Annotated in this window: 7 protein-coding genes; 5 read left to right on the top strand and 2 right to left on the bottom strand. The window is 36.9% G+C overall.

Features of this window, described 5'->3' with window-relative positions; genetic code table 11:
* Nucleotides 1–13: 13 nt before the first annotated feature.
* From IGM09_RS08680 to trpS, 3 genes are all read left to right on the top strand, one after another.
* Nucleotides 14–982: a hypothetical protein gene (locus IGM09_RS08680; RefSeq protein WP_010775982.1), complete on the top strand. Its 969-nt coding sequence runs from the start codon at nt 14–16 to the stop codon at nt 980–982.
* 10 nt (nt 983–992) lie between these two features.
* Complete coding sequence (locus tag IGM09_RS08675; protein ID WP_010775981.1) at nt 993–4,772, top strand: Ig-like domain-containing protein; 3,780 nt, start codon at nt 993–995, stop codon at nt 4,770–4,772.
* Between the two features lie 161 nt (nt 4,773–4,933).
* Entirely contained in the window at nt 4,934–5,938 is a 1,005-nt protein-coding gene (gene trpS, locus IGM09_RS08670) for a tryptophan--tRNA ligase (RefSeq protein WP_002356846.1), read from the top strand.
* A 53-nt stretch (nt 5,939–5,991) separates the two neighbouring features.
* On the opposite strand, the gene IGM09_RS08665 is transcribed toward trpS, so the two are convergent.
* Together IGM09_RS08665 and IGM09_RS08660 are read right to left on the bottom strand one after the other, a co-directional pair.
* A complete protein-coding gene (locus tag IGM09_RS08665; RefSeq protein WP_010729996.1) occupies nt 5,992–7,770 on the bottom strand; it encodes an ABC transporter ATP-binding protein in 1,779 nt (592 codons plus the stop codon).
* 52 nt (nt 7,771–7,822) lie between these two features.
* Nucleotides 7,823–9,550, bottom strand: a complete 1,728-nt coding sequence (locus IGM09_RS08660) for an ABC transporter ATP-binding protein (protein ID WP_002359874.1) — start codon at nt 9,548–9,550, stop codon at nt 7,823–7,825.
* 66 nt (nt 9,551–9,616) lie between these two features.
* On the opposite strand from IGM09_RS08660, the gene IGM09_RS08655 reads away from it, so the two are divergent.
* Both IGM09_RS08655 and IGM09_RS08650 read left to right on the top strand, forming a co-directional pair.
* Nucleotides 9,617–10,432 carry a MerR family transcriptional regulator gene (locus IGM09_RS08655; RefSeq protein ID WP_002395516.1) on the top strand — a complete coding sequence of 272 codons (816 nt, stop codon included), beginning with the start codon at nt 9,617–9,619 and terminating at the stop codon, nt 10,430–10,432.
* Nucleotides 10,433–10,905: 473 nt separating this feature from the next.
* A complete protein-coding gene (locus IGM09_RS08650) occupies nt 10,906–15,048 on the top strand; it encodes an isopeptide-forming domain-containing fimbrial protein (protein WP_033625063.1) in 4,143 nt (1,380 codons plus the stop codon).
* The last annotated feature ends 466 nt before the right edge of the window (nt 15,049–15,514 follow it).

The following is a 15,514-nucleotide window of genomic DNA, read 5'->3' as shown; positions in this document are numbered from 1 at the left end:
AGGGAGCGAACGAATGAAGAAAAAAATAATTATTTTAAGTAGCTTTTTGATAGGTGCTATTTTTGTGCTCGTTATTTTTACTACCAGCCAGCAAAGTATGATTAATAACGAAGCAATCCAAGTCGAAGAATTAATTGTTTATGGCGATAAAAATATGAATCGTGTAGCGAAGCAATTCTCTGATCAGAATAATTTAACTTCGTTTGGGAAAAATTTCTGGCGCAAAACGTATAACGGAAAATCACCCACTCAGGAACTACTGAAGGTTGCAACGAAGGATTTAGTACAACATAAAATGATTAAACAGCTGGCGACGGAGTTAGAAATAGCCCACTCACAAACATTTGGGCAAGAAAAAAAAGAATGGCAAGACCAAAAGAGCAGTTTAACGCTCTGGCAATTTTTAGATGCAAAAGATCAACAATTACAGGACCAAATAAAAGAGAAATTAATGGAGAAAGAAAAGCCAACGCAAAAAGAATTGCGGCAGGCCTTTGAGCAATTGGATGATAAATATAAAAAGACCGATTACTTTATTGAAGCAATTGAAATTCCAAATTTTTCAGGTAAGCAAGCAGAATTAGAAAAAATAGCCGAAGCAATCTCTCCGAATCTATCTTATGAGGAGACGTTATTGGAATGGCAAAATAAATTACCTAATCTTGTTATTGCATCGTATCAATTGAAGAGTGCAGAAATCCAAAAAGAGGATATTTATTCGTTGTCTGTTGGGGAGATTCTTAGTGAAAAAGCTGTTGGTACCGTGGTGAAAGGATACCACGAAAACCAATACTTTTATATTTTTAATAAGGAAGGAGGGCAACTTTTACAGTTTGAAGAAGCACCACAATTTGGCAAAAATGCCTATATCAACACATGCTACAAAGAGAAATTAGCTACGTATCAACAAGCAACCAAAGTAGACTTGTTGGAGAAAGACAGAGAAAAGTTTTTTCAAAATTATCAAAATAAAAACAGTTAAGGAGCAGAAAATGAGAAAAAAAGCGTATTTTAAAAGTGTAACCATTTTCCTTTCTATTTTGCTTGTTTTTTCCCAGCTTCAATTATTTAGTCTTCCTGCTTATGGGGAAACAGTGAGTGATCAACCGTTACTTTTTCGTTCAGTAGGTGTCGCTCAAAATGGAACGACCTACTATGTGGATGGGGAAGGAGGAAATAATGCCAATGATGGGCAGTCTCCAGCCAGTGCTTGGCGTGATTTTGAAAAAGTGAATCAGACGGAGTTTCAGCCAGGCGACCATCTTTTGCTGAATGCGCAAAGTACCTGGAATAACCAATTGTTACATCCAAAAGGGAATGGGACAGCGGCACAAAAGATTGTCATTGATTTTTATGATACGAATGACAAAGGAGAAACCATTTTTGAAACCACACGGCGTCCGATTATTAACGGTGGTGGCACCTACAGCACAGGGACTTTCAAACGTGCAATCTCAGGGGCCGTGCAGTTAGTGAACCAAGAATATTGGGATATTTCAAACTTAGAAGTGACAAATACACCAGAGCTAGATAATCTCGAAGGCTATAAGAAACCAGGAGATGCTCAAAGAGCGGGGATATTAGTCCTAGGATATGAACAAAATCGAACGTTCAATAGTGTCACGATAAGGAATAACTATGTTCATGATGTTCAAACAGAATATTATTTGAATCTAAGTGGGAATACTGCAACCAAACGATTAAAAGCGGTAGGTGGAATTATTGTTTTAGGAAGTTGGTTTGATGAGAATGGCAATGTAGTAACGGCAGCTAATGATCATCGAACAACGACTGGATTTAATGATATTTTGATTGAAAATAATGTGATTCAACGAGTGGGACTTGAAGGAATTCGAACAAAAGCTGATTCAGATACCTCAAGAGGCAACACTTTCTACAAAACGTTTTCTAATATTACGATTCGTAATAACTATTTAGAAGATATTGCTGGCGACGGGATTGTCTTGTCAGAAGCCAAAAGTGGCGGTGTCGTCGAAGGAAATGTTGCTGTCCGAATGTGCAATGCCGATTATGGTACACAAAATTACGCGGGCGTTTGGGCAATGTCTGTAGATGACGGACTGTTCCAATATAACGAAGTATACGGAATCAAATATGGATTTAACGATGCCGAAGCTTATGATGTGGACATGCAGTCAAACAATGTTATTTATCAATATAACTATTCACATCATAATACTGGCGGCTTTTTATTGCTTATGTCTGATCAAAAAAATTCGGTTATTCGTTACAATATCTCAGCTAATGACGGCGGTGGTAACCGAGGAACAGGTAAAGACAATCCAGGCGGAGCTGGTGGCTACAATTATAAAGAACAAAGCATTTTCCATTATTGGGTGAAAAATGATGGAGCGGCAATGCCAACTATCCACAATAATACGATTTATGTTGGCGACGGCATTTCAACGTCATTATTTGGTGAAGGAAATAGTTCTGACAACAGTGGTACAGTAGCCAATTTTTACAATAATATTTTATACAAAGAAGGTACCGGACAATTAAAATTCTTATCTAATTATCCAACAAATGGGACACAACCAATTGAACGTAAAATGGTCGATAATCCAGAAAAATATTTCAAAAATAATGTTATTTGGCCAAAAGAAATTGCTACAGAAAAAAGTGGTGCAACTGTTGAAAAATTAGTATCAAGTGGAAACATTTTTGAAAAACCACAATTAGAAATCACAGATAACCCTGAAAAAGTGAAAGAGTTGGCAGAGCAAGAATTTACGACATTGAAACCAACAAAAGATAATGTGGTTGAATTTACTTCCAAAGAACGCTTACGTCAGCGAGCACAAATGTTCCAATTAAAAGAAACCTCGCCAGCGATTGGTAAAGGCTTGTCGGAAGTGAACAGTGCGGCCGAAGACTTCTTTGGAAATAGCTTGAAAAATAAAGTTTTAGATATTGGTGCGCAACAAGCATCCACAATTGAAAAAAGTATTCGTTATCAAAATCAAGTGTTAGAAATTAGTTCGGCAACAGGTGTGTATCCTAATTTGCCAGAGCAAGTTGAATTAACGTACGAAGAAGTCGTTAATGAAGAAGTGGTTGCGACAGGCAAAAAAGAATTTAAGTTACAATGGGAAGCAATCCCTCAAGAAAAAATTAATACAGCAGGCACAGTTGAAGTTGCAGCAACAGTTATCGGCTTACCGATAGATGCTGTCAAAGTAACAGCCAAGGTCTCTTTTGAGGGTGAACTTGGTGAAGGAAAAGACACCGTTAAACTAAAAACAGCTCAAACTGCCTATGTTCAAAAGAGTGATGGTAACCGAGCATACTCTGCTATAGCAGGCGGTACCGCTGCCATTAGTTCAGGAGACGCCTATAAATATCCTTATGGAGTAAACTATACGGGCAATTACGCATTAAAATTAAAAAATGCTAGTTCTGCAGGGTATAATCGCCGGATTTACGTTGAAATTGATACACAAGAATTGAAGAACTATCAATCACTAAAAAGTGCCAATTTAGAACTAAATGTGATGCGTTATGATGCGTGGAATGGTGCTGGCAATACAAATGATGAACGTTTGAAAAATACGCAGTTCCAAGTAGATGTTTATGGAACAGATACTAATTGGATGAGTAACACCATTACTTGGAATAATGGTCCAAATAATTTAAATGTACCAAATGAAGAATTTATTGCTCGACAATCTTTTACAAATAGTTCAATTATGAATAATCAAAATACAATCTCTATTGATATTAGTAACTATCTACGAAAGCTAATTCAAAGTGGTGAGACAATTCCAGCCAAGTTAAGTTTCTTATTAGCGATTACAGACAGTCGTTTGCCTGGTTATGATTCTGATAATGCTGGGTTTGATGCTTTTTCAAAAGAAGGCGCACAAAAGGCCTATCAAGACTTTTTAGCAGGCAAATTGACCTTGCCAACTGGTCAACAGCTAACAGAGGATAGTTTAGCTCCTAAAATTGTTTTATCGAATGTTTTCGAAGTCAAACATGAGTCGATTGAGGTCACGACAGAAGCGGGTCAAGCCCCTAATCTACCAGAAAAAACAACTATTTTTTATTCGGATGGTTCACAACGAGAAGTGACTGTCAATTGGTCAGAAGTTCCAGCATCTTCTTATCAAAAAGAAGGAACATTCACTGTTGTAGGACGAGCAGCAGGTGTCTCAATGCCAATTATTGCCAATGTAAAAGTCACCGCTAAACATATTGTTGGATTCAAGGAATTGCCTACGCTGGATCGCCTAACAGGCACCTCGCGAGGCGAACTGAATTTGCCAACTGAAGTAATTGCAAAATTAGATGATGGTAGCGAAACGAAATTGAAGGTTATTTCTTGGGATGACGATGTTAGTAATTATTCGCCAAGTAGCCCGCCAGGTACTTACCAGTTCCCTGCTGCAGTAGAAGAAAAAATAGGAATTGCGAATCCCGATGAACGAAAAATCTTCCAAGTCGTGCAAACTCATGCGATTCCTGAAAGAATTCAATTTGCTACAGAAACAGCTACTATAAAATCAGGCGAAAATTATCAAATTCAATCTAAAGTGATTGGTCAAGCGCCGCACACAGAAACGGATGCTTGGAGCTCGCAAGTCACGTATGAGTTGGTTACACCAGATGCTAGCAATACAGTAAGTGTAGATGAAAACGGTCTGATTAGGACAGAAGCAACGACTGCTGCAGGAAATTATCAAATCAAAGTAACAAGCAAAGTTTTGCCGATAGTGACTGCACAATTTTCAATTAAAGTCACAAAATAAATAAACTGTTTGAAGAGACTGGAACAAGAATTGCTGTACCTTGCAATCTTTCTAGTCTCTTCGATTATCTAGAATCAATAAATATTCTATTGCCTACTATTCATTCTTTTTAAAACAAGGTAAAATAATAAATGAAAGTAAACGATAAAGGTGTGTAGACAATGAATACTATCTTAACAGGTGATCGTCCAACTGGTAAATTGCACCTAGGACATTACGTAGGTTCCTTAAAAAAACGAGTAGAAATGCAAGCAGACCCTACAAATCAATTATTTGTCATGATTGCAGATTTACAAGCATTGACAGATAATGCAAAAAATCCCGAAAAAGTTTCAGCCAATGTTTTAGAAGTTGCTTTGGACTATTTAGCAGTTGGTTTAGACCCTACGAAAACAACAATTTTTATCCAATCGCAAATTCCACAGTTAGCTGAATTAACAATGTACTATCTAAATTTAGTGACCACGTCACGTGTACGTCGGAATCCAACGGTCAAAGCAGAAATTGAGCAAAAAAAATTTGGGGAAGGTGTTCCGACAGGATTCTTTATTTATCCCGTTTCACAAGCTGCTGATATTACTGCCTTTCAAGCGAACTTAGTCCCAGTTGGGGAAGACCAAAAACCAATGTTGGAACAAGCGCAAGAAATTGTGCATAGTTTTAATCAGACGTACGGTGAAGTTTTAGTTAGACCGGAAGCTGTGTTACCACCAAAAGGCATGGGACGCTTGCCAGGAATTGATGGAAACGGAAAAATGAGTAAGTCTTTAGGCAATGGTATTTATCTTTCAGATCCAGCTGAAGTGGTACAGAAAAAAGTAATGAGTATGTATACCGATCCAAATCATATTCGTATAGAGGACCCAGGACAAGTTGAAGGAAATATGGTCTTTACTTACTTGGATGTCTTTGGGAAAGAGAAAGAATATATTGAAGAATTAAAAGAGCACTATCGTCATGGCGGTTTAGGAGATGTGAAAATTAAACGTTACTTAATTGATGTCCTAGAAGAAGAACTCGCACCGATTCGTCGACGTCGTGAAGAGCTGGCTAAAAATCCAGAAGCGATTATGGAAATGTTGCATAAAGGAAGTCTTGCTGCTGAAAAAGTGGCAGCACAAACCTTAACAGAAGTCAAAAAAGCGATGGGAATTCAATATTTCTAAGCAATAAAAGAACTGGAACAAGTCAAAAGAAGAATGACTTGTTCCAGTTCTTTTTAAGTGGTTTGAAATTGACTATTATATAAGCTGGCGTAAAGAGTCGGAGCTTGTAATAGTTCCTGATGCGTTCCTTTTTCAATAATATCGCCATTTTTCATCACTAAAATTAAATCAGCATTTTCAATCGTAGATAATCGATGAGCGATAACGAAGCTTGTTCGATTTTCTGTGACAGTTTCCATCGCTTTTTGAATATGGGCTTCTGTTCGTGTGTCCACACTCGAAGTTGCTTCATCGAGAATAACAACGGGCGGATTTGCTAAAATGATTCGGGCGATGGTTAATAACTGTTGTTGCCCTTGTGATAATGCACCATTTTCGCTAGAAATAATTGTGTCATATCCTTGAGGAAGGGTCCGAATAAAATGATCACATTGAGCAATTTTAGCTGCTTCAATTATTTCTTCACGAGAAGCATCTTTTTTTCCATAGGCAATATTATCTGCTACGGTTCCTTCAAATAGCCAAGTGTTTTGTAAAACCATGCCAAATAAATTTCTTAGATTTTGTCGAGAAAGTTTCGTAATATCAATCCCATCAAAAGTAATGGCGCCTTGATTTATTTCATAGAAACGCATTAATAAGTTAACTAATGTTGTTTTACCAGCGCCGGTGGGTCCCACAATGGCCACTGTTTTTTTCGGTTGAACAGAAAAATCAACATTTTTCATTAAAATTTTTTCTGGTGTGTAGCCAAATTGAACATTTTTAAATTCAATGGCTCCTTTAGGAGAAGAAATAGTTTCTAAATGAGTTGCTTCTGGCTGTTCATCAGCTTCATCTAAGATAACAAAAATCCGATCAATGGAAGCCATCGCTGCTTGAATTGAGTTAATGACATAAGAAGCGGTAGAAATCGGCTCAGAAATTTGGTTGATATATTGCAAATATGCTTGCAAGAAACCAATCGTAATACCACCAGATAAAACGAGCATTGCGCCGAAGATAGCACTAATAATAAAAGCCAACTGATTGATAAAACGAATAGCTGGATAAATCGCAAAATTTAGAAACTGTGCTTTTTTAAAGGCACGATAATGTTGTTGATTAACAGCATCAATTGTTTTTTCAGCATTTTGCTGTTGATTAAAGGTTTTTGTGACCAAATTTCCTGCTAAATATTCTTCCATCTTATTATTTAATTGACCTAATTCAGCTTGACTTTGATCAGCAAACACCTTGTTTTTATTCGCGATTTTTGTCGTCATGAAAGTACTGCCGCCAATTAGGAGCAACACTAAAATGGTTAATTTTGCATCAATATAGAACAACATGATTCCTGCAAAAAGGATAGTCACGACGGAAGTGAAAAATTGGTTGATGCCTGTTAAAAGAACTTGTGACAATTGGTTTAAGCCAGTTGTTGAACGACTAATGATATCGCCCACTTGGTGATTGTCAAAGAAGGCCATTGGTAAAGTTTTAAACTTTTTTGTCACTTCTTTTCTAATTCTTAAAGTAACCCGTTCGCTTAAAGAAGCCATTGCTCGTTCCTGAATAAAAGAAGTGATACTACTAATGATTGAAAAGAGAATTAAAAGTAAGACGGGACCTAAGAGTGCTTCTTCAACTAAAGGAAGTGTCATGCCTTTGAGCCCGACACGCTTGATAGCTTCTAAGAGGTTATCAATCCCGATTGCCATAATATAGGTCATGGCAACAATTAATAAGTTTCCAATTAAACTGCAGATCATTAGACCATAAAAGATTGGATGCTCAGGTTTAATCATTTTCCAGAAACGTTTAAAGCTTTGAAGATTCATTGTTTTTTTCATTGTATGGCTTGAAAAGAAAACTTTCTTTCAAGCAGTCACATCCTTTCTTTAGTTACTTGGGTAAGATACCTTGCGATTTAGCAAAGTCTTGGTAATAGCTATTAGTGGTAAGTAAATCAGCGTGGGTGCCTTGACCAACAATCCTTCCTTCATCTAGGACGATAATATTGTCAGCGTTCATGATTGTACTTAACCGTTGAGCAACAATGAGTAAAGTTTTGTCCGACATTTGTGCATGTAAAGCGGCACGTAGAGCGGCGTCAGTTTTGTAATCTAATGCGGAAAAGCTATCATCGAAAATATAAACGTCTGCCGGTTTGATTAAGGCTCGTGCAATACACATTCTTTGTTTTTGACCACCAGAATAGTTGGACCCGCCTTGTGCTACGAAACTTTCAATCCCTTGTGGTAAGGAATCGATAAATTCAGAAGATTGTGAAATTTCTAGTGCCGTTCTTATTTCTTCTGTAGTTGCTTTGGCATTTCCCATTAATAAGTTTGATAAGATTGTCCCACTGAAAAGAAAGGCTTTTTGTGGCACATAACTGATGACTTGGCGAATCGTTTGCTGAGATAATGAGCGGATATCTGTGCCAGAATAGCTAATCGTGCCGGCTGTGACCTCATTTATTCGTAAAAGTAACTTAACTAAAGTACTTTTACCAGCGCCAGTTGCCCCAACAATCGCCGTTGTTTTTCCTTTAGGGATGACAAAACTAACATTTTCTAAAACAGGATCAGCTGTTTCTGTGTATTGAAACGTGACGTGATCGAAGCAAATCAAGGCTTTCTCAGGATGATAAGCAATGGTTGCTTCAGTATGAGGATCGCTAATTTCAATTTCTTCTGACAAAACTTCTTGCAAGCGATTCAAGGAAGCAACGGACCGTGGAATGACAACTAATACCATAGCCGCAATCATTAAGTAGGCCAAAGTTAGAAGCGTATATTCAATCACAGCTGTAACGGTGCCAATTTGTAGGGTGCCTACTGCAACTAAATTACCGCCAAACCACAAAATAGAGGCGTACACAACGCCCATTAATAAAAAGGCAACGGGAGTAATCCAAGCAAAGATTTGATTCACTTTACTCATGCGTTCAGCATAATTTTTAAATGTTTGATTGGTTCGCTGCTCTTCAAAGTCTTGATTATTGAACGCACGAATCATATTAATTCCAGTAAAGAACTCTCGTAAAGTCGTAGTAATTCGATCCATTTTTGGTTGAATTTTTAAAGATAAAGGGGTACCTTTTTTCATTAAAAAATAAACAACGACTAAGTAAAATACGATGGAAGCCAATGTTACCCAAGCGAGTGAAACTGAATAAGAAAATGTCATCACTAAGGCAAATAAACTAATAATAGGCGCTGGAAAGATTAATTGGCAAAACAGCACAATCATTGTTTGAACATTGTCTACATCGTTGGTCATTCTAGTTAGCAAAGAATTTGAACCAAATTTATCAACATTTTTCATCGAGAATTGTTGAAATTTTTTAAAGAACAATCCTCTAACTTGAAAACCAAACTTAGCAGCTACTAAAGCAGACAAATAGCTAGAAATAATTGCGGCAATTGTTCCAATGAATGCCACAAGAAACATTTGTATGCCAATCGTTTTAATTACTTGTTGGTCACCGCTAACGATGCCCACATCAATCAACTTGCCAACTAATTTAGGGACGCCAAGGGTTCCTGCGATTTGCAAACAGATGGTTAAAGTTGTCGCAAGAACAATCCATTTATTTTCTTTAATAAACTCTTTCATTAATTTCATGAAATTTCCTCCTTAAACAATACCGTTTTAGCTGTTACAAAGAGTCATTGTACACGTTCAAGTAACTTGAATGTCAACAGTAGAAATGCTAAACTTTTTGATGGAGGGAACAGTATGGAAAAAAATTACACAATAAAAGATGTTTCTGAGTTGTTAAATATCCCTAAGTCCACGATTCGTTATTGGGACGAGCAAGGGTTGATTAGTACAACACGCAATGAAGAAAACGGATATCGAACCTTTGATTTAGAAGATTTGTTCAAAATATATGATATTGATTTTTATCGAAAAATGGGGATTCCTATCAAAGATATGTTGAATTTATATAAAAAGACTCCTACCGATCTCTATGCCACCATGGAAGCAACAGAAGAACAACTGGGGCAAGAAATAAAAAGGCTTCAGCATAAATACAAAGAAATCAAGAAAAGAAAATTACATTTACATGCGTTAATTGATTTAGAAACATTGGTTTTTTCAGATGAACCAATTCCTTTTGATAAAATTGTTGTTGTTGATATTGAGGATCCAGAAGAGATGAAAGTTTACATGGAACACATTTCAACTTTAGGTATTTACGGGGATTTAAGTGAATCCAATGAATTGACGTATGGGATTTGTTTGGCAAATCATGTGAATAAAAAAAGTTTAGACAAAGTGATTTGGCTCAAAGAACCAAGTAGCCAATACAAAGGCTTTATTTTAAAAGTCAATACACAAGATACCCGTTTGAATAATATCGAAGAAGTAAAAAAGCGTTTAGCAAAACAAGGATTTGAAACAGGCATCGTTGTCGGGGAGCATATCTTGACACAACTAGAAGAGGAAAATCAATATATTGAATATTATTATGGTTGGATTGAAATTTTAGGGGAAAAGTAAAACAATTAAAAAAAGGAACTAGCAATAGCAAATGTAGCTAAGCTAGTTTCTTTTTTTGGTAAATGTAATGAAAATTACATGAAAAAAGTTTTAGTTTTTAAAACAATTTAGAACGAATGTTATTAAAGGGAAAACAATAAAAAAATTACTCTTAAAGCTAGAACTTACCTATATTTGTATTTTTTTAGGGAAAGTCAATATATTTGCTTCATATAAAACGTGTTATTTAATTCGCTATTTTTTGTTGAAATATCGGGTTTTTTTCTTTTTTTAGCTAATATAATGTGTTACTTTTTGATTATAAGGAGAAACGGAAAATCGTACGTTAAAAAAAGTTGTTGTAGCTAAATAAAGAAAGAATTGAAGGTTGAAAAGTATTTTATGGAGGTGGATATTGAGAAACAATTAGTAATTGTAAAAGTTGTTTGAAGATGATTTGTTTAAGTAAATGAAAAGAACGAAGGAGAATGTAAATGAATAGAGCAGTTAAAAATTTTGTGAGTTACCTTATGATTACCATGCTGTTTATTTTAAATTTGTTACCAATGATGAACGCATTTGCTCAAGAAGTAACAAGTGATGCTGAGAATACTGTTGAAAAAGACGGGCTCAAAGTAATAGGGAAAATAGAAGATACATCGTCTCAAGAAGATATTAAAACGGTCACTTACGAAGTAACAAATACACGAGATGTACCAATCAAAAATCTCATTTTAAAACAAAAAAATAACAATGATAGTCCAATCAAATTTGTATTAGATACTTTAAGCGAAGAGCGAGGACCTACGTCTTTAGAAGAACAAGCAAAGGTTGAAACAAATGAGAAAGATCGAACAACCGATATTAAACTGCTTAACCTTCAACCAAATTCGACAAGAAAGATTACCATAAATGGGCAAATAACTACAAAAGCGTCGAGCAAGTTATTGGTCAGCGTACTAATAGAAGATAATGAAAAAGGGACACTAGTAATTGATTTACCTAGTAAAGATATGCTAGCAGATAAAGAGTTTGTTTCGAAGGAAAAACAGGAAACTTCAGAAACAAAAGTAGAAAATCAGGCAAGCGAAACAGCCTCTTCTACAAATGAAATGACCGCAACTACTAGTAACGAAACAAAGCCTGAAGCAGGAAAGGCGACAGAAAGTATTCAAGAGACTGCACTAACGCAGGCTACCGAAAGTCCTGAGCAACCTCCATTAAAGGCGCAACCTACTGGTCCGTTAGTGCCACCAACACCTGGTCGGGGGTTTAATACACCGATTTATCAAAGCGTTCATAAAGGAGAACTTTTTTCAACGGGAAATACCAACTTAAAAATTGCGAATGAAAGTACGGCGGCTGCGCAAACATTTTTAAACACACGAGGAGCAAGTAGTGGTTATGCAATTAACAATTTTCCTTTAGAATTTGCAGATGTTGACAATGATCCAAATACGTATAACTCTAGTCGGGCTTATATTGATTTAAATGGTGCAAAAGAGATTGCTTGGGCGGGCTTATTTTGGAGTGCATCTAGATATAAAGGCCCTGCTTACGGAACAAATCTTTCTGATGAAGAAATTAGTGCACCAGTTCAATTTACAACACCAAATGGAACCGTACAGCGCGTTTCGCCCCAAAGGTACCATCGTATCGATCAAGATGCAACAAATCCAGGACAACGTTTCGGATACAATAATACTGGATTTTCTAATTATGCAGATGTAACTTCAATTTTACAAGGGGATAAAAGTGCGACAGGAAGTTATACGTTAGCAGATATTCCTATGACAAGTAGTTTAAATGGTCAATATCAATATTATAACTTTAGTGGTTGGAGTTTGTTTGTTGTTACAAAGGATCAGGCAAGTAAGTCAAGAGCTTTTAGTATTTACTATGGAGCACGTGGCAATGCTGCTGGAACTAATAATGAATTTACTATGAGCAACTTTTTAACAGCAAAACAAGGAAATCTTGATCCAATTGTGACCTGGTTTACTGTTCAAGGAGATAAATACTGGACTGGAGACAACGCACAAATTAAAAATAGCGCAGGAACTTGGGTAAATATTTCGAACACGCTCAATCCAGTTAATAATGCTATGAACGCAACTGTGACAGATAACGATGAACATATGGTAGATAAGTATCCAGGAAAATTTGCGCCGGATCATCCTAATTTTTTAGATATTGATATCGATCGTATGGCAATTCCCGAAGGTGTTTTAAATGCTGGACAAAACCAAATTAATTTTAGAACAACAAGTAGTGGTGACGATTATTCTACGAATGCGATTGGTTTTGCTGTAAACGCAGAAACACCTGAATTTGAAATTAAGAAAGAAATTGTGGAACCAAAAGAAACTTACAAAGTTGGTGAAACAATCACGTATCGTGTCTCACTAAAAAATACAAAAGCTGATTCAGAAGCGATAAATTCAGTCTCGAAGGATGCACTAGATGGTCGCTTAAATTATTTGCCAGGCTCTTTAAAAATTATTAGTGGACCAAATTCTGGTGAAAAAACGGATGCTTCAGGCGATGATCAAGCTGAATATGATGAAACCAATAAACAAATTATAGTCCGTGTCGGCAATGGTGCAACTGCTACACAAGGAGGTAGCTACAAAGCTGATACAGCTGAAACAATTTACGAATTTAAAGCGCAGATAAATGAACGAGCAAAAGCAAATGAATTAGTGCCTAATAGCGCAACCGTTGAGGCAGTAGATATTTTAACATCTGCAAAAGTCAACGAAACTTCTAATATAGTAGAAGCAAAAATTGCGGACGAACAGGTAACTGGCAAATTAACCGCAACAAAAACCGTTAATAACGTCAAACCAAAACTAGGGGAAGAAATCGAATACACAATCAGTTTCCGCAACACCATCCAAAACAGCGCCCTAAACAAAGTAGTTATCACAGACCAACTACCCAAAGGACTGACGTATGTCAAAGATAGCCTAACAAGTGTCGGTGATGAACCCAAGCCAACCAGCTTGAAAGAAACCAACGGCATAATCACGGCGGAATACCCAAGTATCACCGATACGAAAGAACGGAGTATTCGCTTCAAAGTGATCGTTAACGAAGAAGCGAAAGCGGGCGAAACAATTCTCAACAAAGCCAAAGTAGATGACACAGTTAATCCGCCCGAAGAACCAGAGGTACCCATTACACCCGAAGAACCAATCACACCTCGAATAAAAGAAGGCAAACTAACCGCAACAAAAACCGTTAATAACGCTAAACCAAAACTAGGCGAAACTATCGAGTACACCATTAGCTTCCGCAACACCATCGAAAACAGCGTCCTAAACAAAGTAGTTATCACAGACCAACTACCAAAAGGACTGACGTATGTCAAAGATAGCCTAACAAGTGTCGGTGATGCACCAAAACCTACCAGCTTGAAAGAAGCTAACGGCACAATCACAGCGGAATACCCAAGTATCACCGATACGAAAGAACGGAGTATTCGTTTCAAAGTGATCGTTAACGAAGAAGCCAAAGCGGGCGAAACAATTCTCAACAAAGCCAAAGTAGATGATGGCATCAATCCACCCGAAGAACCAGAGGTGCCCATTACACCCGAAGAACCAATCACACCTCGAGTAAAAGAAGGCAAACTAACCGCAACAAAAACCGTTAATAACGCCAAACCAAAACTAGGGGAAGAAATCGAATACACCATCAGCTTCCGCAACACTATCGAAAACGGCATCCTAAACAAAGTAGTTATCACAGACCAACTACCCAAAGGACTAACGTATGTCAAAGATAGCCTAACAAGTGTTGGTGATGAACCAAAACCAACCAGCTTGAAAGAAGCCAATGGCACAATCATAGCGGAATACCCAAGTATCACCGATACGAAAGAGCGGAGTATTCGTTTCAAAGTGACCGTTAACGAAGAAGCGAAGGCAGGCGAAGCAATTCTCAACAAAGCCAAAGTAGATGACACAGTTAATCCGCCCGAAGAACCAGAGGTGCCTGTGGTACCAGAAACGAACGCAGGCAAACTAGCCGCAACAAAAACCGTTAATAACGCCAAACCAAAACTAGGCGAAACTATCGAGTACACAATTAGCTTCCGCAACACCATCGAAAATGGTGTCCTAAACAAAGTAGTTATCACAGACCAACTACCAAAAGGACTGACGTATGTCAAAGATAGCCTAACAAGTGTCGGTGATGAACCAAAACCAACCAGCTTGAAAGAAGCCAACGGCACAATCACAGCGGAATACCCAAGTATCACCGATACGAAAGAACGGAGTATTCGTTTCAAAGTGATTGTTAACGAAGAAGCCAAAGCGGGCGAAACAATTCTCAACAAAGCCAAAGTAGGTGATGGCATCAATCCACCAGAAGAACCAGAGGTACCTATTACACCCGAAGAACCAGCGGAAAATAAAAAGGAAACAAACAAAGTTGTTACAGACCAGAACAAACCTACAAAAAATAGTAAAAATGAAATTGCCATAAACAAGAAAGAAACGTCTAAATCATCCTATTTACCAAAAACAGGAGAAAAAGTTCAAAAAATATTTGCGTATCTGGGTGTAGGACTGATCTTAATTGTATTAATTCTCTATGTTATAAAGAGAAACAAAGAAAAAGAGGAGTAAACAAAATCGATTGTTTTAGAACGACTAATTAGCTGAAAATTTAAGAGTTGACGACATAAGTCAAAATGACCTATGTCGTCAACTCTTTTTGATTTATAACAAGAAACCCAACATATTGTGTGTGCATAAAGTCAAATAGAAAAATAGTAGTGAAATAGCTAGTAATAATAAAGAACCAGCTTGCATTAAAACTGCAAAAAAATAAACTACAATTAAACGAATTGCTCTAGTGTTTTTACGGATAAAATTCAAAAATAGTCCTCCTCAAAAATAATTAGAGGATAACCTTTGTGAAACTATCAAGTTCTCAGGTTTTATAAAACAAATACACACTAGCAAAATCGCTTTATGAGTGAGGCTTATCCAATTATTTTTAAGGTTCTTAAACAGTTGTAAAAAAAATATCAGATAAACGTTTTCACAAAGAACGGTCAATTCGGCAAATTTTTACCTTAAATGACACAAA

Origin of the sequence: Enterococcus sp. DIV0167 (assembly GCF_050541555.1) — a bacterium.
GTDB lineage: Bacteria > Bacillota > Bacilli > Lactobacillales > Enterococcaceae > Enterococcus > Enterococcus faecalis.
This window is presented reverse-complemented; position numbering and strand designations above follow the sequence as displayed.

What these genes read in the sequence shown, in the direction of transcription:
- IGM09_RS08680 (WP_010775982.1), top strand. Translation starts at nt 14, where the DNA reads ATGAAGAAAAAAATAATTATTTTAAGTAGCTTTTTGATAGGTGCTATT.
- IGM09_RS08675 (WP_010775981.1), top strand. Translation starts at nt 993, where the DNA reads ATGAGAAAAAAAGCGTATTTTAAAAGTGTAACCATTTTCCTTTCTATT.
- trpS (WP_002356846.1), top strand. Translation starts at nt 4,934, where the DNA reads ATGAATACTATCTTAACAGGTGATCGTCCAACTGGTAAATTGCACCTA.
- IGM09_RS08665 (WP_010729996.1), bottom strand. Translation starts at nt 7,770, where the DNA reads ATGAAAAAAACAATGAATCTTCAAAGCTTTAAACGTTTCTGGAAAATG.
- IGM09_RS08660 (WP_002359874.1), bottom strand. Translation starts at nt 9,550, where the DNA reads ATGAAATTAATGAAAGAGTTTATTAAAGAAAATAAATGGATTGTTCTT.
- IGM09_RS08650 (WP_033625063.1), top strand. Translation starts at nt 10,906, where the DNA reads ATGAATAGAGCAGTTAAAAATTTTGTGAGTTACCTTATGATTACCATG.